This is a genomic window from Paraburkholderia sp. J63, assembly GCF_905220245.1.
GTDB lineage: Bacteria > Pseudomonadota > Gammaproteobacteria > Burkholderiales > Burkholderiaceae > Paraburkholderia.
In genome coordinates this window covers 286,254-304,149 of sequence record NZ_CAJMZF010000002.1, presented here as the reverse complement: position 1 = coordinate 304,149, position 17,896 = coordinate 286,254, and the positions used below count along the sequence as shown (strand labels likewise).

At 66.6% G+C, this 17,896-nt stretch carries 14 protein-coding genes; 6 read left to right on the top strand and 8 right to left on the bottom strand.

The annotated features are described in order from the left end of the window. Positions 1-107: 107 nt before the first annotated feature. From hemL to U5775_RS03650, 3 genes are all read right to left on the bottom strand, one after another. Positions 108-1,397 carry a glutamate-1-semialdehyde 2,1-aminomutase gene (gene hemL / locus U5775_RS03660; protein ID WP_322056750.1) on the bottom strand — a complete coding sequence of 430 codons (1,290 nt, stop codon included), beginning with the start codon at positions 1,395-1,397 and terminating at the stop codon, positions 108-110. A 316-nt stretch (positions 1,398-1,713) separates the two neighbouring features. Next, positions 1,714-2,331: a hypothetical protein gene (locus U5775_RS03655; RefSeq protein ID WP_322056749.1), complete on the bottom strand. Its 618-nt coding sequence runs from the start codon at positions 2,329-2,331 to the stop codon at positions 1,714-1,716. A 170-nt stretch (positions 2,332-2,501) separates the two neighbouring features. Next, positions 2,502-2,624 carry a hypothetical protein gene (locus U5775_RS03650; protein ID WP_322056748.1) on the bottom strand — a complete coding sequence of 41 codons (123 nt, stop codon included), beginning with the start codon at positions 2,622-2,624 and terminating at the stop codon, positions 2,502-2,504. Between U5775_RS03650 and U5775_RS03645 the strand changes: the two genes are divergently transcribed. Then, positions 2,623-3,858: a Bcr/CflA family multidrug efflux MFS transporter gene (locus U5775_RS03645; RefSeq protein WP_322056747.1), complete on the top strand. Its 1,236-nt coding sequence runs from the start codon at positions 2,623-2,625 to the stop codon at positions 3,856-3,858. The two genes, U5775_RS03650 and U5775_RS03645, sit on opposite strands and share 2 nt — an antisense overlap. Before the next feature lie 102 nt (positions 3,859-3,960). Here U5775_RS03645 and U5775_RS03640 read toward each other — a convergent pair whose 3' ends face one another. The 3 genes from U5775_RS03640 to zwf are packed head-to-tail and all read right to left on the bottom strand — an operon-like array spanning position 3,961 to position 8,084. Further along, positions 3,961-5,883: a bifunctional transcriptional regulator/glucokinase gene (locus U5775_RS03640; protein WP_322056746.1), complete on the bottom strand. Its 1,923-nt coding sequence runs from the start codon at positions 5,881-5,883 to the stop codon at positions 3,961-3,963. After that, on the bottom strand, positions 5,864-6,565 hold the full coding sequence (pgl, locus tag U5775_RS03635) for a 6-phosphogluconolactonase (protein ID WP_322056745.1): 702 nt from the start codon (positions 6,563-6,565) through the stop codon (positions 5,864-5,866). Before pgl ends, U5775_RS03640 begins: the two co-directional genes overlap by 20 nt. Before the next feature lie 52 nt (positions 6,566-6,617). Then, on the bottom strand, positions 6,618-8,084 hold the full coding sequence (gene zwf, locus U5775_RS03630; RefSeq protein WP_322056744.1) for a glucose-6-phosphate dehydrogenase: 1,467 nt from the start codon (positions 8,082-8,084) through the stop codon (positions 6,618-6,620). A gap of 668 nt (positions 8,085-8,752) precedes the next feature. On the opposite strand from zwf, the gene U5775_RS03625 reads away from it, so the two are divergent. The 4 genes from U5775_RS03625 to U5775_RS03610 all read left to right on the top strand — a co-directional run bounded on the left by U5775_RS03625 (position 8,753) and on the right by U5775_RS03610 (position 13,076). Continuing rightward, positions 8,753-10,000, top strand: coding sequence for an ABC transporter substrate-binding protein (locus tag U5775_RS03625; RefSeq protein ID WP_322056743.1), 1,248 nt, complete (start codon positions 8,753-8,755; stop codon positions 9,998-10,000). Between the two features lie 139 nt (positions 10,001-10,139). Then, positions 10,140-11,081, top strand: a complete 942-nt coding sequence (locus U5775_RS03620) for a sugar ABC transporter permease (RefSeq protein ID WP_322056742.1) — start codon at positions 10,140-10,142, stop codon at positions 11,079-11,081. Beyond that, positions 11,071-11,928, top strand: a complete 858-nt coding sequence (locus U5775_RS03615) for a carbohydrate ABC transporter permease (protein WP_322056741.1) — start codon at positions 11,071-11,073, stop codon at positions 11,926-11,928. Before U5775_RS03620 ends, U5775_RS03615 begins: the two co-directional genes overlap by 11 nt. A 29-nt stretch (positions 11,929-11,957) precedes the next feature. Beyond that, complete coding sequence (locus tag U5775_RS03610; RefSeq protein WP_322056740.1) at positions 11,958-13,076, top strand: sn-glycerol-3-phosphate ABC transporter ATP-binding protein UgpC; 1,119 nt, start codon at positions 11,958-11,960, stop codon at positions 13,074-13,076. Positions 13,077-13,203: 127 nt separating this feature from the next. On the opposite strand, the gene U5775_RS03605 is transcribed toward U5775_RS03610, so the two are convergent. Both U5775_RS03605 and trxB read right to left on the bottom strand, forming a co-directional pair. Beyond that, positions 13,204-13,968: a Smr/MutS family protein gene (locus U5775_RS03605; RefSeq protein WP_322056739.1), complete on the bottom strand. Its 765-nt coding sequence runs from the start codon at positions 13,966-13,968 to the stop codon at positions 13,204-13,206. Positions 13,969-14,167: 199 nt separating this feature from the next. Continuing rightward, entirely contained in the window at positions 14,168-15,160 is a 993-nt protein-coding gene (gene trxB / locus U5775_RS03600) for a thioredoxin-disulfide reductase (protein WP_322056738.1), read from the bottom strand. Between the two features lie 384 nt (positions 15,161-15,544). Between trxB and U5775_RS03595 the strand changes: the two genes are divergently transcribed. Next, on the top strand, positions 15,545-17,860 hold the full coding sequence (locus tag U5775_RS03595) for a DNA translocase FtsK (RefSeq protein WP_322056737.1): 2,316 nt from the start codon (positions 15,545-15,547) through the stop codon (positions 17,858-17,860). Positions 17,861-17,896: the final 36 nt, after the last annotated feature.

Genomic DNA, 17,896 nt, shown 5'->3' with positions numbered 1-17,896 from the left:
TCCGGGGCGTTTCGGGTGAGGGCGGGGCGAGGCATGCGCCTCGCCTTCGGCGCGTTGCCGCGTGATTTGCGCGTGACGCGTGCCTGGATGTTTGCCTGGCGCTTGCCTTATTGCCCGGCGAATGCGCGGCGCGCGGCGGCAATCGTCTCGTCGATGAGCGCGTCGTCGTGCGCGCTCGACACGAAGCCCGCCTCGTAGGCCGAAGGCGCGAAATACACGCCCGCATCGAGCATCTGATGGAAGAAGCGGTTAAAGCGCGTCACGTCGCTCTTCGTGACTTCCGCGAAGCTGCCCGGCACTTTGTCCGCGAAATAGAGGCCGAACATGCCGCCGACCGAATCCGCGACAAACGGCACATTCGCTTCGCGCGCGGCCTGCGAGAGGCCTTGCGCGAGACGCGCGGTCTGCGCCGTGAGCTTCTCGTAGAAGCCCGGCGCCTGGATGAGCTGCAGCGTCTTCAGGCCCGCCGCCACGGCGATGGGGTTGCCCGAGAGCGTGCCCGCCTGATAGACGGCGCCGTTGGGCGCGAGATGGTCCATGATCTCGCGGCGGCCGCCGAACGCCGCGGCCGGCATGCCGCCGCCGATCACCTTGCCCAGACACACGAGGTCGGCCTGAACGCCGTAGAGCGCCTGGGCGCCGCGCAGGCCGACGCGGAAGCCGCACATCACTTCGTCGAAGATCAGCACGCTGCCGTGCTTCGCCGTGAGGCTGCGCAGTGCGCCGATGAATTCGGGCGTGGCCTTCACGAGGTTCATGTTGCCCGCAACCGGCTCGATGATCACGGCGGCGATCTCGTCGCCGAACGCCTTGAACGCTTCTTCGAGCGCCGCGACGTTGTTGTACTCGAGCACCGTGGTGTGCTTGGCGATGTCCACGGGCACGCCCGCCGAGGTGGGGTTGCCGAACGTGAGCAGGCCCGAGCCGGCCTTCACGAGCAGGCTGTCGGCGTGGCCGTGGTAGCAGCCTTCGAACTTCACGATGCGGTCGCGCTTCGTGTAGCCGCGCGCGAGGCGCAGCGCGCTCATGGTGGCTTCGGTGCCGCTCGACACCATGCGCACCTGCTCCATCGACGGCACGATCTTGCAGATTTCCTCGGCGATCTCGATTTCGGCTTCCGTGGGCGCGCCGAACGAGAAGCCGTTGGCGAGCACGCGCTGCACGGCTTCGAGCACTTCGGGGTGGACGTGGCCGACGATCATCGGGCCCCACGAGCCGATGTAGTCGATGTAGCGCTTGCCTTCGGCGTCCCAGAAGTACGCCCCTTGCGCGCGCTCGATGAAGCGCGGCGTGCCGCCGACCGAGCGGAACGCGCGCACGGGCGAGTTCACGCCGCCCGGGATGGTGCGCTGGGCGCGTTCGAAAAGGGCCTGGTTCGTGGACGGGGTGTTGGACATGAGAGCTGGACCTGCGAGAGTGGTGTTTGCGGTGGCTGCAATGGCGTGATCAGGCGCGCGGCAGGCGGGGCCTTGGCGCGCCGACGCTCGGCCCATGCGGCGTGGGGCCGGCCGGACGAGGTGCCTGGCCGGGCGCCAGCGATGGGGCGTCGATGCCGAAATTGTACCGGACTCGCGCCGAACGGGCCGAGGGCCGCACCAGACGGGGGATGGCGCCGCGGGGAGTGGCGCACGCGGCGCGGAAGGGGCCGGTCGGGGGCTTGTCCGGTCGTAATGCGGCTACGAGCCGCGATTCCGGTTTGCCCCGGTTTGAGATTCAGGCTTGTGACGGCGGTTTGCGGGTCGTGCTGAGCGGCGATGTACGTTTGCGCGCGCTTGTCCTGGTCACGTTGGTCGCGGCAGACGTGGCGGCCGGGGCGCCGTCCCATCCGCGTGCGCCGTCCGTCCGGGCTGCCTCGGCCGCATGCATCGCCGCAACCGCTGCCGCCGGCATGGGCCGCTTGCCGGTCAGCTCGGCCCAGCGCTTTTCCAGTGCGCCCTCGGCGATCGGCTTGATGACGGTGCCCGAGCTCTGTGCATCCCAGGTCTGCACGGAAAACGGATGGACGCGCAGCGCGTCGCGCGCGATCACGACGTTCTCGTTGGCGTCGACGAGCCAGTCGTAGACGAAGTCGATGCACAGCCGGTAGCCGCGCTTGTAGGCGGGGTCCGGCACCTCGTAGGGCGCGCGCGTCACGTAGCCCGAGCCGAAAAGGCCGCGCGGCTCGGCGGCGACGCGATGCAGGAACACGCGGTCGCCGGGCAGGATGCCGCGCGCGAAGCCGCAGCCCCATGTGTCGGCAACGGCAACGCCTGCCTGCACGCGGCGCGCGAAGTCGGACAGCTCGGGCCAGGGCCACTTCTTGGGGCTCCAGATCAGCAGGTAGGCGCTCATGGGCGAAGGAGGTCGCGCCTCGCGGCGCAATGCGGAACGGGAAAGGGCGCAGCTTAGCGCAAAGCGGCCGCGGCGCGATACGGTCCCGGTTGCCGACGGCGCCCGGCACCCGCAACCCACCCCCGCAGCATCCCGAAAGCGAAAATTAAGCCTCGGGTACAATGCTGCGGCTACGTAGCCGCTTCCCGCATCGCCATTGCGTCGCGCATCAGACGCAACCGGCCCGTGCCGAAGCGGCCCGGAACATCGAGACCGTGCCCCTCGGCCACGGTCCGCTCCTGGTCGATTCCCATGTCCCATTCTCCGCGACGCCGGCCCGATGGCCGGCTGATCCTGTTGCTCGGCGCGCTCGCCGCCTGTGGCCCGCTCGCCACCGACATGTATTTGCCGAGCCTGCCCTCCATCGCCCAGTCGTTCGGCGTGAGCGCGGCCGCGGCCGCCATGACGCTCACGAGCTTCATGGCGGGCTTCTCGATCGGCATGCTGCTCTACGGCCCGCTTTCCGATGCCTACGGCCGCCGCCCCGTGCTGCTCGGCGGCATCGCGCTCTTCACGCTCGCGAGCATCGCCTGCTGGTTCTCGTACTCGGTGGGCGAGCTCACCTTCGTGCGCTTCCTGCAGGCGCTCGGCGCGGGGGCGGCTTCGGTGCTCGCGCGGGCCATCGCGCGCGACGCGCACGAGCCGTCCGACGCGGCCAAGGTGCTCTCGATGGTCGCCATCGTCACCTCGATCGGCCCGCTGCTCGCGCCGCTCATCGGCGGCCAGTTGCTGTTGCTCGGCGGCTGGCGCGTGGTGTTCATCGCGCTCACGCTGTTCGGCCTCGCGTGCGGCGTCGCCGCCTGGCTGCGCGTGCCCGAGACCTGGCCCGCCGAGAAGCGCGAGAGCGCCGCCGTGCTGCGCTCGTTCGCGGCCTACGGGCGGCTGCTGCGCGATCCGCTCGTCTGGGGCCACATGCTGTGCGGCGGCATGGCGTTCGCGGCGATGTTCACCTACATCTCGGCCACGCCGTTCGTCTATATCGAGTACTTCCACGTCTCGCCCCAGCACTATGGTCTGTTCTTCGGCGCGAACGTGTTCGGCATCATGCTCGGCAACTTCCTCAACACGCGCTTTATCGGGCGTGTGGGCACGCTGCGCATGGTGTCGATGGCCTCCACGGTCAGTATCGTCGCGTCGTTCTTCGTCGCGCTCATGTGCGTGACGGGGTGGGGCGGCCTCTGGTCGATCGTGACCGGCCTGTTCTTCGTGGTGGGCGTGGTGGGCCTGCTCAGCGCCAACTGCGCGACCGACCTGATGTACCGCTATCCGAAGAACGCCGGCGCGGCCGCCGCCGTGTTCGGCGCGACGCAGCTCGGGCTGGGCGCGTTCGCGAGCGTCGTGGTCGGCTGGTTCCCGGGCATCTCGCCGCTCGGCATGGGCTGCACGATCGGCGCGTGCGGCGCGCTCACGTGGATTGGCCGTAGCATCGTCGTGAAGTGGCACGGCCGGCCCGCGCCGGGCGTGCAGCAGGCCGCGTCGAACGCGTAAGCGCAAGCCGGGAGCACCCAATCGAACGGGACGCCAAGGCGTCCCGTTTTCATTGCGTCAAACTTTCATTGCGCCCGGTGCATGCGACGCCGCGGCATTGCCTCAATCGCTCGCGCGCGCCGACGAAGAGGCGCCATGGCTCAGCCAGTCGAGCACGGCCGACGCATCGTCGTCGGCATGCTCGCGGGCTTTTTCGACGGCGTCGCTCAGGTTCGCATCGGGCGACGCGCGGCGGATCGCAACGCCCACCGCAAGGATGTCGATCATCAGCAGATGCAGGACGCGCGAGATCATCGAAAGCTGCGACTCGCGCATCTCGATGTGATCGGTTTCGAGCGCCACGGTCGCGCGCCTGGCGAGCGGCGTGTTGCTCGAGGTGATCGCGATTACCTTCGCGCCGGCCTGCATCGCCACGTCGAGCACGCGCAGCAGCTCGGGCGCGCGGCCCGACTTCGAGACCGCCACGATCACGTCGCCCTTGCCGAGCAGCGCGGCCGAGGCCGCCTGCATGTAGAGGTCGCCGTAAGCAATCGTTGGGATACCGAAGCGAAAGAACTTGTAGTGCGCGTCCTGCGCGACGATGTGCGAGTTGCCCAAGCCGTAGAACTCGATGCGCCGCGCGCCGTTGAGGAGCGTGATGGCCTGCTCGACCTGCTCGAAGTTCAGATGCTCGCGCAGTTGCAGGATGGCCGAGACGGTGTTGTCGAGCACCTTCGCGCCGAAGTCGGTGGCCGTGTCGCCCAGATGCACCTGGCTGTGGCTCACGGGTATCGTGCCCGTCAAGCCCGTCGCGAGCTTGAGCTTGAAGTCCGAGAGCCCCTGGCAGCCGAGCGAGCGGCAAAAGCGGATGACCGTGGGCTGGCTCACGTCGGCCTTGCGCGCGATGTCGACGATCGGGTCGTTGATGATCGAGCGCGGATGGTTGAGCGCGAGGTCGGCCACGCGGCGCTCGGCGGGCGTGAGCGCGTCGCGCATCTGGCGGATGCGCTCGAACACGGCCGACGAGCCGCCGCCCGCGCGGTTCGAGAGCTGCTCCGCGAGGATCGCCGAAACACCGAGGAAGGCCGGATATTCGGCGGTGATCACATAGGTGGGCACGTTCGCGAGATAGGCGTCGAAGCGGCCCTTGGCCTCGAAGCGCTGGCGAAACGACGAGCGCGTGAAGAGCTCGGCCAGACGCGGCACCACGCCGCCGCCGATATAGATGCCGCCGAGCGAGCCGAGCGTCATCGCGATATTGCCCGCGAAGCTGCCGAGAATGCCGCAGAAGCATTCGACGGTTTCCTGCGCCAGTTCTTCGCCGTCGTGCGCGCGCTTCACGACTTCGGCCGTGTCGATGTTCGCGGGCAGTTTCTTCTTGTCGCGCGCGGCGAGCGCGCGATAGATGAGCTCGATGCCGGGGCCCGCGCAGACGCGCTCGAACGACACGTGCGGCCACTTCTTGCGCGCGAACTGCAGCACGATGTCCTCGCGCTCGTCCTGCGGCGAGAAGCTCGCGTGGCCGCCTTCGCTGCCGAGCGCGATCCAGCGGTCGTCGGCGGGAATCAGGCCCGAGACGCCCAGACCCGTGCCCGGCCCGAGCAGGCCGATCACGCTGTTCTGGCGGCGCTGGCCGCCGCCCACCTGGGTGCGCTGCGCGTCGGTCAGGCCGGGCAGCGCCATCGCGAGCGCAGTGAAGTCGTTCACGACCAGCAAGGTGTCGAAGCCGAGCGCGCGGCGCGTGGCCTCGATCGAGAAGGTCCAGTCGTGATTGGTCATGCGCACCTGGTCGCCGTCGACCGGGTTCGCAATGGCGATGGCCGCGTGGTTCACGCGGCCGATCTTCGTGTCCTTCAGGTACTGCTGGATGACCTGCGCGACGCCCGGATAGTCGGCGCACGGATAGACGCGCACCTGGCCGATCTCGCCGGGGCCCGTCTCCAGCGCGAAGCGCGCGTTGGTTCCGCCGATGTCGGCGAGCAGTCTCGGTCCGTCGGCGTGCTGGCCCGCGCCAGGCGCGGATTTGTTAGGCGCACCAGTAGACATCGAGTCTCACTCCCTTGTCGTTCGCCAGCTTCGAGATGGCGTTGTTCTGTTCTGCCGCGGCGGCCTGTTGCAGCACGTCGAGCTTGCGCTGGCCCGCGATCAGCAGGAACAGGCGGTCCACCTGGCGCAGCGCCTGCATCGACCACGAGACGCGCGCGTGCGGCGCCGCCTGCGGATGCACGGCCACGAACGGGCGCGCCGTGGTGATGGCCTCGTGCCACTCGGGCGCATCGGCGAAGATCGAGGCCGTGTGGCCGTCCTCGCCCATGCCGAGCACGGCGACGTTGGGCAAGCGGCGCTGCGGGTCCGCGTTGAGCGCGGCAACGTGCGCGTCCAGTTCCTGCGCGACGTCGACGAGCGGCAGGAAGCGCGCGTGCGCGGCCTCGTTCTTCAGCAGCGTTTCGTGCACGAGGCGCGCGTTGCTGGCCGAATCCGTCTCGGACACCCAGCGGTCGTCCACCAGCGTGACGTCGGTGTGCGCCCAGTCGAAACGGTGCGTCGACAGCGTCTCCAGAAACGGACGCGGGCTCGTGCCGCCTGAAACCGCGAGCGTCGTACGGCGCGCACCGGTGCCGGGCGCGGCTAGCAGAGCGGTGAGCGACGCATGTAGCGCGTCGCCCACGGCTCGCGCCAGCGCGTCGGATTGGACGCGCGGGTCGTCGAATACGTGAAGCTCGATCACTTCTCCTCCAGGCTGCTTTTTTGTAGATCTGCGGGGGTGTTCATCGGTCCGTTCAATTCTCTTCTTCGAGCCAGCAGGTGCCGTTCTGCGCCAGCATCGCGCTCGAGGCCGCCGGTCCCCACGTGCCCGCCGCGTACGGCTTGGGCGGGCGCGGCGTGGCGGCCCATTCGTTGAGGATGGGCTCGACCCACTTCCACGCGGCTTCCTGTTCGTCGCGGCGCACGAAGAGGGCGAGGCGTCCGTTGATCACGTCGAGCAGCAAACGCTGATACGCCTCCATCTGACCTTCGCGGAAGAACTGGTCGAACGCGAGATCGAGATGGACGCTCGAAAGATTCATGCCTTCGCCGGGCTGCTTGGCAAGACAGTACAAGCGGATATTTTCGTTGGGCTGCAGGCGAATGACCAGCCGGTTCGAGCCTGGGCGCAACGCCGTCGGCCCGAGCGCCGAATGCGGCACGGGGCGGAAGTTCACGACGATTTCCGCGACGCGGTCGGCCAGACGCTTGCCCGTGCGCAGGAAGAAGGGCACGCCGGCCCAGCGCCAGTTCTCGATCTCGACGTTGAGCGCGACGAAGGTCTCGGTGCGGCTATCGGGCTTCACGCCGTGCTCGGTCGCGTAGCCCGGCACCTGCTGCCCGCGAATCACGCCCGCATGGTACTGGCCGCGCACGGCGACCTTGCTGATCTCGGCGGGATTGACGGGCTTGAGCGCGCGCAGCACGCGCAGCTTCTCGTCGCGCACCGAGTCCGAGTCCATCGAATGCGGCGGCTCCATCGCGACGATCGAGAGCAGTTGCAGCAGATGGTTCTGCACCATGTCGCGCAGCGCGCCGGTGTTGTCGTAGAAGTCGCCGCGCGCTTCGACGCCCAGCTCCTCCGCAATCGTGATCTGGATGCTCTCGACCCATTCGCGGCGCCACAGCGGCTCGAACAGCGCATTGCCGAAGCGCAGCGCGAGCAGGTTCTGCACCGGCTCCTTGCCCAGATAGTGGTCGATCCGGTAGATCTGCTCTTCGGCGAAGATCTCGCCCACGGCGTCGTTGATCGCATTGGACGACTTGAGGTCGTAGCCGAGCGGCTTTTCCAGCACGATGCGCGCGTTTTCGTTCAGGCCGACCGAGGCCAGCGCGCGGCAGATCGGCACGAACAGCGACGGGCCCGTGGCCAGATAGAACACGCGGATGCCGGGCAGCGCCTCGATGCCGTCGCGCAGCTTGCTGAAGTCTTCGGCGCGCGAGAGGTCGAGCTTCACATAGACGATGCGCTCGAGAAAGCTCGCCCAGGCGCTTTCGTCGAGACCGTTCTTCGAGACATGCGGCTTGACGTGCTCGTTGACCCACTGGAGGTATTGATCCCGATCGTCCTCGTGGCGCGCGACGCCCACGATTCTTCCCGACGCGGCGAGCATGCCCGAGCGGTGCGCTTCGAACAACGCCGGCAGGATCTTGCGCATCGACAGGTCGCCGGTGGCGCCGAAGAGCACGAACGTGAAACCTGAATCGGTAGGGCTTTGCATAGTCTCCGTCACAGTCCAGAAAGGTCGGGGGAACAGGCGCCAGCGGGGGCCCGGCACGGTACCGGTCGAGCTTAGCAGGGCGGCCGTAGTCCGATAAAATTTTTTTTGACACTGAATTGTAGTTTAACTACAATCCAAATCAAGAGGTAACGTTCATTCGATGAAAAAAGCGCCGGGAAGCGCCGCCCAGCATGGGTTTGCGGCGATTCTGCAGACGTTTTTCGCGGCTGGACGGAACGTCCCTCATGTTAACGGACAATGGATTCGTCCATGTACCTGCCCGGTGCCCGGTGAGGCCTGGCAAGGTCTGTCAGTCGGGGCTCCCAGTGAGGCCCGGCGGGCACCGGAAGCGGGGACGTTCGACCGCCGCGCCGCCATGACCGACGCGCGGCGCCTTGACTGGTCGCCCGTCGCGCCTGCGAGCGCGGCCGGAGAAAATCAAAAGAGGAGACAGTCTTTGCGTTCCGAACCACTCATCTCTTGAGCGTCCAGCGGCCGGATCCCGGCCCGCGGCCCGCGCGCATCCAGCAAAAATACGCGCGCGCGGCACTCCGGCGCCCGACCGTCCCGTGTTTTGCCTGTTTTTGTGCCTGTATTAACCACACCGCACCCTGGCGACATCAGGGGCCAACTGTTTTTACTGTTCAGGTGTCTGGAGGAGATAAGCAATGAAATTCCGAGCGATCATGGGCGCCCTGTGCGCCGCGGGTCTGATGGCAGGCGTCGCGACAGCGCAAGCAGCCGAGTCTCTCGAAGTGCTGCACTGGTGGACTTCGGGCGGCGAATCGAAGGCCGTGGGCGTGCTCAAGGACGACATGCAGAAGCAGGGCTACGTGTGGAAGGACTTCGCGGTCGCCGGTGGCGCGGGCGCGGCGGCCATGACCGCACTGAAGACCCAGGTGATCTCGGGTAACGCGCCGACGGCCGCCCAGATCAAGGGTCCGTTGATCCAGGAGTGGGCCGAGCAGGGCGTGCTGGTGCCGATCGACTCGGCCGCCGGCGACTGGAAGGCCAACCTGCCGCCGCAGATCGACAAGATCATGCGCGCGGACGGCCACTACGTGGCCGCGCCGTTCTCGGTGCACCGCGTGAACTGGCTGTGGATCAACAAGGCCGCGCTCGACAAGGTGGGCGGCAAGGCGCCGACCACGTGGCCGGAATTCTTCGCGCTCGCCGACAAGCTCAAGGCCGCGGGCTACCAGCCGGTTGCCGCGGGCGGCCAGCCGTGGCAGGACCTGACGCTGTGGGAAGACGTGGTCCTCTCGCAGGGCGCGGACTTCTACAAGAAGGCGCTTGTCGACCTCGACCAGAAGACCCTGACTTCGCAGCAGATGGTGGGCGTGTTCGATACGGTCCGCAAGATCGAGTCGTACATGGATAACGCGCGCACGGGCCGCGACTGGAACCTCGCCACGGCGATGGTCATCAACGGCAAGGCCGGCATGCAGTTCATGGGCGACTGGGCCAAGGGCGAGTTCGAGAACGCCAAGAAGGAGCCGGGCAAGGACTACGTCTGCGCGCCGGTGCCGGGCACCTCGAAGGCCTACACGTTCAACGTCGACTCGTTCGTGTTCTTCCAGCAGAAGGGCCAGAAAGCGGCTACGCCTGGCCAGATCGCGCTCGCGAAGACCATCATGAGCCCGGCCTTCCAGGAACAGTTCAGCCTCTACAAGGGCTCGATCCCGGTGCGTCTCGGCGTGGACATGAGCAAGTTCGATGCGTGCGGCAAGCAGTCGTACGCGGATGAGCAGACCGCGATCAAGGCCGGCGGCTACGTGCCGTCGCTCGCTCACGGCATGGCTCAGCCGGACGCCACGGCCGGTGCGATCACCGATGTCGTCACGAAGTTCATGAACTCGACCCAGGACTCGAAGAGCGCGGTGGAAGCGCTCGCGAAGGCCGCCAAGACCAAGTAAGCGCAGTGAGTCTGTGAAGTTGTTGCAATGAAACAAGCGGAGTGCGCCGCGCGCGGCGCACTCCGGACATGACGGGTCAAACCGATCCCCATCATCGTGCGGAGTCCGTAATATTTCGCACCGTACCAGGAGTTGCGCAGTGACTGCTTCTCTTAGCGGCAACGGCAAGGCGGCCACGCCTGCCACGCGCCGCGCGTCGCCCATGGCGGCGCTTGCAGACCGCTGGATCCCGAAGCTGGTGCTCTCGCCCAGCATCCTGATCAGCCTTGTGTTCGTCTACGGCTTCATCGCCATCACCGGCTATCTGTCGCTCTCGAATTCGCGCCTGATGCCGCGCTACGAATTCGCGGGCTTCGCCCGCTATACCGAACTGTTCAACAACGACGTCTGGTGGACCTCGGCGCAGAACCTCGGCTGGTTCGGCATCCCGTTCATCGCCATCTGCGTGGCGCTCGGGCTCTTTCTCGCGATCCTGCTCGACCAGCAGATTCGTCAGGAAGGCGCGCTGCGCGCGGTGTTCCTCTATCCGATGGCGCTCTCGTACATCGTCACGGGCACGGCGTGGCAGTGGATCTTCAACCCCGATCTCGGCATTCAGCAGGTGATGCACAGCCTCGGCTGGACGAGCTTCCAGATCGACTGGCTCAACGACCCGGACAAGGCGATCTTCTGTATCGTGGTGGCCGCCGTCTGGCAGTCCACGGGCTTTTGCATGGCGCTGTTCCTCGCGGGCCTGCGTGGCGTCGACAGCGAAATCTTCAAGGCCGCCCAGGTGGACGGCGCGACGCTGCCCACGATCTACCGCAAGATCGTGATTCCGAGCATGCGTCCGGTGTTCTTCTCGGTGCTGCTCATTCTTTGCCACATCACGATCAAGACCTTCGACCTCGTCGTCGCGCTGACCGCGGGCGGCCCGGGTACGTCGTCGTCGCTGCCGGCCATCTTCATGTACACGTTTTCGTTCAACCGCGGGCAGCTCGGCGTCGGCGCAGCGTCGTCGATGATGATGCTCGCGACGGTGGTGGCCGTGCTCGTGCCGCTCATGTATCTGGAATCGAGGAGCACGCGCAATGCAGCCTAAGATGAAGGTGAGCCGCGTGTTCGTGTACGCGGCGCTGATCCTGTTCGCGTTGTACTTCCTGTTCCCGCTCTACGTGATGCTGTCGACGTCGTTCAAGTCGCTCGACCAGATTCACACGGGCACCATGCTCACGCTGCCCACGGACCCGACCTTCGCGCCGTGGGTGAAGGCCTGGGCCCACGCCTGCACCGGCGTGCGCTGTGACGGCATGCAGCCGTTCTTCATGAACTCGGTGAAGATGGTGATTCCGGCCGTGCTGATCTCGTCGATCATCGGCGCGTTCAACGGCTACGTGCTCACGCACTGGCGTTTTCGCGGCGCCGACGCCCTCTTCACGATGCTGCTCGTGGGCTGCTTCATCCCGTTCCAGGCGATCCTGTTGCCGATGGCGCGTCTCGAAGGCTTCTTCGGCCTCTCGAACACGATCGGCGGCCTCGTGCTCGTGCACGTCGTCTACGGCATTGCATTCACCACGATGTTCTTCCGCAACTTCTACGTGAGCGTGCCCGCGGAACTCGTGAAGGCCGCGCGCATCGACGGCGCCGGTTTCTTCATGATCTTCACGCGCATCATGCTGCCGATCTCGCTGCCCATTTTCATGGTCTGCCTGATCTGGCAATTCACGCAGATCTGGAATGACTTCCTGTTCGGTATCGTGTTCTCGGGCGTCGATTCGATGCCGATCACGGTGGCGCTGAACAATCTCGTGAACACGTCCACGGGCGTGAAGGAATACAACGTCGACATGGCCGGCGCGATCATCGCCGCGCTGCCCACGCTGCTCGTCTACGTGATCGCCGGCCGCTATTTCGTGCGCGGCCTCACGGCGGGCGCGGTGAAGGGCTAACCCTAGCATTCGATTAAAGGATTCACAGCATGGCAAGCCTTTCCATTCGCGACGTCTACAAGACCTACCCGAACGGGGTGCCCGTCCTCAAGGGCGTGAACATCGACATCGAAGACGGCCAGTTCCTGATTCTGGTCGGCGGCTCGGGCTGCGGGAAGTCGACGCTGCTCAACATGATCGCGGGTCTCGAAACCGTGACCAAGGGCGAGATCATGATGGACGGCAAGGTGGTGAACAACCTCTCGCCGAAGGACCGCGACATTGCGATGGTGTTCCAGTCGTACGCGCTCTATCCGTCGATGACGGTGCGCGAGAACATCTCGTTCGGCCTCAATATCCGCAAGGTGCCGAAGGCCGAGCAGGCGCAGATCGTCGATCGCGTCTCGAGCATGCTGCAGATCCAGCACCTGCTCGAGCGCAAGCCGGGCCAGCTTTCGGGCGGCCAGCGCCAGCGCGTCGCGATGGGCCGCGCGCTCGCGCGCGATCCGATCATGTTCCTGTTCGACGAGCCGCTTTCGAACCTCGACGCCAAGCTGCGTATCGAGATGCGCTCGGAAATCAAGCTGCTGCATCAGCGCGTGGGCAAGACGATCGTCTACGTGACGCACGACCAGATCGAGGCGATGACGCTCGGCGACCGCATCGCCGTGATGAAGGACGGCATCGTGCAACAGTTCGGCGCGCCGCAGGACATCTACGATTCGCCGTCGAACCTGTTCGTGGCGGGCTTCATCGGCGCGCCGCCGATGAACTTCATCAACGGCCGCCTCGTGGAGCAGGGCGCGGGCGTGGGCATCGAGCTCGACACGGGCGTGGCGCGCAACGTGCTGAACCTGCCGTTCGACGCGAACAAGCTGCGCGGCCATATCGGCCAGGAAGTGGTGCTGGGCCTGCGCCCCGAGCGCATCACCGACGCGCGCAGCTCGCACGACGGCCACGGCCACGAGCTGCAACGCCACACCGTGAAGGTCGATGTGATCGAGCCGACCGGCCCGGATACGCTCGTGTTCGCGCAGGTCAACGGCAAGCGCGTGGTGAGCCGCGTACATCCGGGCGCGAATCCGCAGCCGCTCAACAGCATGGAGCTGCTGTTCGACGTCTCGAAGGCCGTGCTGTTCGATCCGAAGACGGAAGAGCGGATCGCGTAAGCGGCTTTGATCCGGTTTTGATCTTCTGGCGCCGGGCTTTCCTCGCGCGATAAAAAACCCCGTTCGCGGCGAGAGCCGCGACGGGGTTTTTACTTTTTACATCAGACAGCGGGGACGATGGGAGCGCTCAGCGCGCGTGCGGATGATGCTGGCCATGCCCGTGCGTATGCGGCTGCAACAGCACGAGCACCGCGCCCGCGCCGCCGTCGTGCGGCCGCGCCTGGCAGAACGCGATCACTTCCTCCTTCTGCACGAGCCACGCGCGCACTTTGCCCTTGAGCACGGGCTCCTTGCCTACCGAGCCGAGCCCCTTGCCGTGAATCACGCGCACGCAGCGCAGCCCGCGCTTGCCCGCCTCGCGCACGAAGGTCTGCAAGGCCTCGCGCGCTTCCTCGCGGCGCATGCCGTGCAAGTCGAGCTGGGCCTGCACGATCCATGCGCCGCGCCGCAGCTTCTTGACGACTTCCTCGCTCACGCCGGGGCGGTGGTAATAGAGCGTGTCGTCGGTGTCGAGGTAGGCCTCGGGGTCGAAGTCGTCGGAAATCGCTTCGTGCAGGACCGCTTGTTCGTCGAGGCGCGTTTGCAGCGGCAGCGGCACGGGCGCTTCGCGCCGTGGCTGCGCGCGCGGCAGCTGCTTGAGCGGCGCGACCTGGCCGATCTCGCGGCGAAACAGGTCGCTGTCGGCGGCGGCTTCCACGCGTGCCGCCTGGGCGGCCACGCGCTCGCGTTCGCGCTGGCGCGTCTGCGTCTTGAGCGCGTCGCGCAGGCCGCCGAGGCCCGCGAAGCCCAGGGTGGCTTTGCCGGGTTCGGGCGCGGGCTCGGCGGCCGGCGTGGGCGCCGCGGCGGGGGTGGGGCGCTTGGGCTCGCCCGGATGGGGCACGTTCTTGGGCATGGCGAAAGACGCTGGGATGGCTACAAAGCGCTACAAAGCAGCGCTACAAAAGCAAAGGGCCGCCGGCTGGCTGGCCGCGGCCCTCTTGCGATGCGCCATCGGGCTCGATGGCGCTACGGCTTGCCGGCGCGTCGCCCGTCGCGGCGCGCCGCGTTACGGGCATGGGCGGCTAGCCCGGGGTTCAGCAGCCCGAACCGGATCAGCGGTCGGCTTCGGCGCTCATCACGTGCGTGCCGATCTCGCTGACGGTCTCGAGATAGCGCTGCGCGTCGAGCGCGGCCATGCAGCCCGTGCCGGCGCTCGTGATGGCCTGGCGATAGACGTGGTCCTGCACGTCGCCGGCTGCGAACACGCCCGGCACGCTCGTGGCCGTGGCGTTGCCGTTCAGGCCGCCGTTCGTGATGATGTAGCCGTTCTTCATCTCGAGCTGGCCTTCGAAGATGTCGGTGTTCGGCTTGTGGCCGATCGCCACGAACACGCCTTGCAGGTCGAGGTCGGTGGTCGCGCCCGTCTTCACGTTCTTGATGCGCAGGCCGTTCACGCCGCCTTCGTTGCCCTTGACTTCGTCGAGTACGGTATCCCACTTGATGTCGACGATGCCTTCCTTTTCCTTCTCCAGCAGGCGGTCGATCAGGATCGGCTCGGCGCGGAACTTGTCGCGGCGGTGGATGACCGTGACCTTCCTGGCGATGCCGGCCAGATAGAGCGCTTCCTCGACGGCCGTGTTGCCGCCGCCGATCACGGCCACGTGCTGGTTGCGATAGAAGAAGCCGTCGCAGGTCGCGCAGGCGGAGACGCCGCGGCCCATGAACAGTTCTTCGCTCGGCAGGCCGAGGTATTGCGCCGATGCGCCGGTCGCGATCACGAGCGAATCGCAGGTGTACTCGCCCGAGTCGCCGATCAGGCGGATCGGCTTCTCATCGAGCTTGGCCGTGTGAATGTGATCGAACACGATTTCCGTGTTGAAGCGCTCGGCGTGCTCGAGAAAGCGCTGCATCAGCTCCGGGCCCTGCACGCCGTTCGGGTCGGCGGGCCAGTTTTCCACATCGGTCGTGGTCATGAGCTGGCCGCCCTGGGCGAGGCCGGTGACGAGCAGCGGCGAGAGATTCGCGCGCGCCGCATAGACGGCTGCCGTGTAGCCGGCGGGGCCGGAACCGAGAATCAGGACTTTGGCGTGTTTGGTTGCGGACATGATCGAATTCCGTAGAAGGCGCTGCGGGGCGCGGTTGCCTGGGCCGTGTTCCGCGCGGTTTCCCGCGGGGGCAGGCGGCCGCTCGCCGGTGCGGCGGGGCACACGCAGGTAGTTGGGCATCAGCCCGCAATTATAAAGGCCGGGGACGTTCGCTGCTCCATCGTGGTTTCTCATCGGCGCGATAGTCTCGGCCTGCTTGGCGCGGGCGGGTAGCCGGCGCGCAGCAGCGCCGTTGTCAGTTACCCTCATTTACAGCGTGGGGCCGCCGGGGCCTAAACAACGCGTTTACAATAGGCCCGATCAGACGTCGGCGGCCGCGCCCGTCTGCCGGAGCCCCCGGCAGTGCGCCCGGACCGCGCAAGCATCAAGAATCATCAGGATTCAATGGCCAAAGCTCCTTTTTCCGCACAGGCGCAGGCATTGCCTAATCGCATGTCGCGTCTTTTCACCGAAATCCGCTGGATTCTGCAGGTCGCGCTCGGCGTGTTCCTGCTGATGGCGCTCATCAGCTATAGCCGCCGCGATCCGAGCTGGACCCATGCCGCGCAGGTCGACCATATTTCGAACTGGGCGGGGCGCGTCGGCGCATGGACCTCGGACATCCTGCTGCTGTTGTTCGGCCTGTCGGCCTACTGGTGGGTCGTGCTGCTCGCGCGCCACATCTCGAAGAATTACAAGCGCATCACGCGCCACGAAGCGCTCCCCGAAGACGATGACGACAAGCCGCACGACCATAGCTGGATCGCCGAAGGCTTCGCGTTCGTGCTCGTGCTGCTCGCCTGCGACGGTATCGAGGCGCTGCGCATGTGGTCGCTCAAGGTGCAACTGCCGCGCGCGCCGGGCGGCGTGGTGGGCGAGGCCGTCGCGCACGGCGTCTCGCACGCGCTCGGCTTCACGGGCGGCACGCTCGCGCTGTTGCTGGCGCTCGCGATCGGCTTGTCGCTGTATTTCCGCTTTTCGTGGCTGAACGTGGCCGAAACGGTGGGCGAATCGATCATCAACGCCGTGACGATGGCGAAGCTGCACCGCGAGGCGGGCCGCGACCGCAAGCTCGGCGAGGCCGCCGCGGTCAAGCGCGAAGGCAAGGTCGAGCGCGGCCGCGTGAAGATCGAGGAGCACGAGCCCGTGACGATCGTGCCGCCCGTGGTCACGCCGCAGCGCTCCGAGCGCGTGGAGAAAGAGCGCCAGGTGCCGCTCTTCACGGATCTGCCCGGCGATTCCACCTTGCCGCCCATCTCGCTGCTCGACTCCGCGCCCAAGACCCAGGAAACGATCTCCGACGACACGCTCGAATTCACCTCGCGCCTGATCGAGAAGAAGCTCAAGGATTTCGGCGTGGACGTGGCTGTGGTGGCCGCGTATCCGGGCCCCGTCGTCACGCGCTACGAGATCGAGCCCGCCACCGGCGTGAAGGGCAGCCAGATCGTGGGCCTCGCGAAGGACCTCGCGCGCTCGCTTTCGCTCGTCTCGATCCGCGTGGTGGAAACGATTCCGGGCAAGAACTTCATGGCGCTCGAACTGCCGAATCAGCGCCGTCAGACCGTGCGCCTTTCCGAAATCCTCGGCTCGGCCGTCTATGCCGATGCGCCTTCGGCGCTCACCATGGGCCTCGGCAAGGACATCGGCGGCAAGCCCGTTTGCGCCGATCTCGCGAAGATGCCCCACCTGCTGGTGGCCGGCACCACGGGCTCGGGCAAGTCGGTGGGCATCAACGCGATGATCCTCTCGCTGCTCTACAAGGCGAGCGCCGAGCAGGTCCGCATGATCCTGATCGACCCGAAGATGCTCGAAATGAGCGTCTACGAGGGCATTCCGCACCTGCTGTGTCCGGTCGTGACCGACATGCGCCAGGCCGGCAATGCGCTGAACTGGACCGTCGCCGAGATGGAGCGCCGCTACAAGCTCATGAGCAAGCTCGGCGTGCGCAATCTTGCGGGCTACAACAACAAGATCGAGGAAGCGAACAAGCGCGAGGAGAAGATCCCGAACCCGTTCAGCCTCACGCCCGACGATCCGGAGCCGCTCGCGAAGCTGCCGCACATCGTCGTGGTGATCGACGAGCTTGCGGACCTGATGATGGTGGTCGGCAAGAAGGTCGAAGAGCTGATCGCGCGCATCGCACAGAAGGCGCGCGCCGCGGGTATCCACCTGATCCTCGCGACGCAGCGGCCTTCGGTGGACGTCATCACAGGCCTCATCAAGGCCAACGTGCCCACGCGGATTGCGTTCCAGGTCTCGTCGAAGATCGACTCGCGCACGATTCTCGACCAGATGGGCGCCGAGTCGCTGCTCGGCATGGGTGACATGCTCTACCTGCCGCCGGGCACGGGGCTGCCGGTGCGCGTGCACGGCGCGTTCGTCGCCGACGACGAGGTGCATCGCGTCGTCGACAAGCTCAAGGAGCAGGGCGAGCCGAACTATATCGAAGGCATTCTGGAAGGCGGCGTGACGGGCGAGGGCGACGAGGGCTCGGCGAGCGCGTCCGGGACCGGCGACGAGTCCGATCCGCTCTACGATCAGGCCGTCGAGGTCGTCATCAAGAACCGGCGCGCGTCGATCTCGCTCGTGCAGCGGCATCTGCGCATCGGCTATAACCGCGCGGCGCGCCTGCTCGAGCAGATGGAGCAATCGGGGCTCGTCTCGGCGATGTCCTCGAGCGGCAACCGCGAGATTCTCGCGCCCACGCGCGAGGCCGATTGATTCTCGCCTCACGTCGATCCACGGCGCCGTGCCCCT

Excerpts from the sequence above, each read along its gene's own strand:
- hemL (WP_322056750.1), bottom strand. The coding sequence starts at position 1,397 with ATGTCCAACACCCCGTCCACGAACCAGGCCCTTTTCGAACGCGCCCAG.
- U5775_RS03655 (WP_322056749.1), bottom strand. The coding sequence starts at position 2,331 with ATGAGCGCCTACCTGCTGATCTGGAGCCCCAAGAAGTGGCCCTGGCCC.
- U5775_RS03645 (WP_322056747.1), top strand. The coding sequence starts at position 2,623 with ATGTCCCATTCTCCGCGACGCCGGCCCGATGGCCGGCTGATCCTGTTG.
- U5775_RS03650 (WP_322056748.1), bottom strand. The coding sequence starts at position 2,624 with ATGGGAATCGACCAGGAGCGGACCGTGGCCGAGGGGCACGGTCTCGAT.
- U5775_RS03640 (WP_322056746.1), bottom strand. The coding sequence starts at position 5,883 with ATGTCTACTGGTGCGCCTAACAAATCCGCGCCTGGCGCGGGCCAGCAC.
- zwf (WP_322056744.1), bottom strand. The coding sequence starts at position 8,084 with ATGCAAAGCCCTACCGATTCAGGTTTCACGTTCGTGCTCTTCGGCGCC.
- U5775_RS03625 (WP_322056743.1), top strand. The coding sequence starts at position 8,753 with ATGAAATTCCGAGCGATCATGGGCGCCCTGTGCGCCGCGGGTCTGATG.
- U5775_RS03615 (WP_322056741.1), top strand. The coding sequence starts at position 11,071 with ATGCAGCCTAAGATGAAGGTGAGCCGCGTGTTCGTGTACGCGGCGCTG.
- U5775_RS03610 (WP_322056740.1), top strand. The coding sequence starts at position 11,958 with ATGGCAAGCCTTTCCATTCGCGACGTCTACAAGACCTACCCGAACGGG.
- U5775_RS03605 (WP_322056739.1), bottom strand. The coding sequence starts at position 13,968 with ATGCCCAAGAACGTGCCCCATCCGGGCGAGCCCAAGCGCCCCACCCCC.
- trxB (WP_322056738.1), bottom strand. The coding sequence starts at position 15,160 with ATGTCCGCAACCAAACACGCCAAAGTCCTGATTCTCGGTTCCGGCCCC.
- U5775_RS03595 (WP_322056737.1), top strand. The coding sequence starts at position 15,545 with ATGGCCAAAGCTCCTTTTTCCGCACAGGCGCAGGCATTGCCTAATCGC.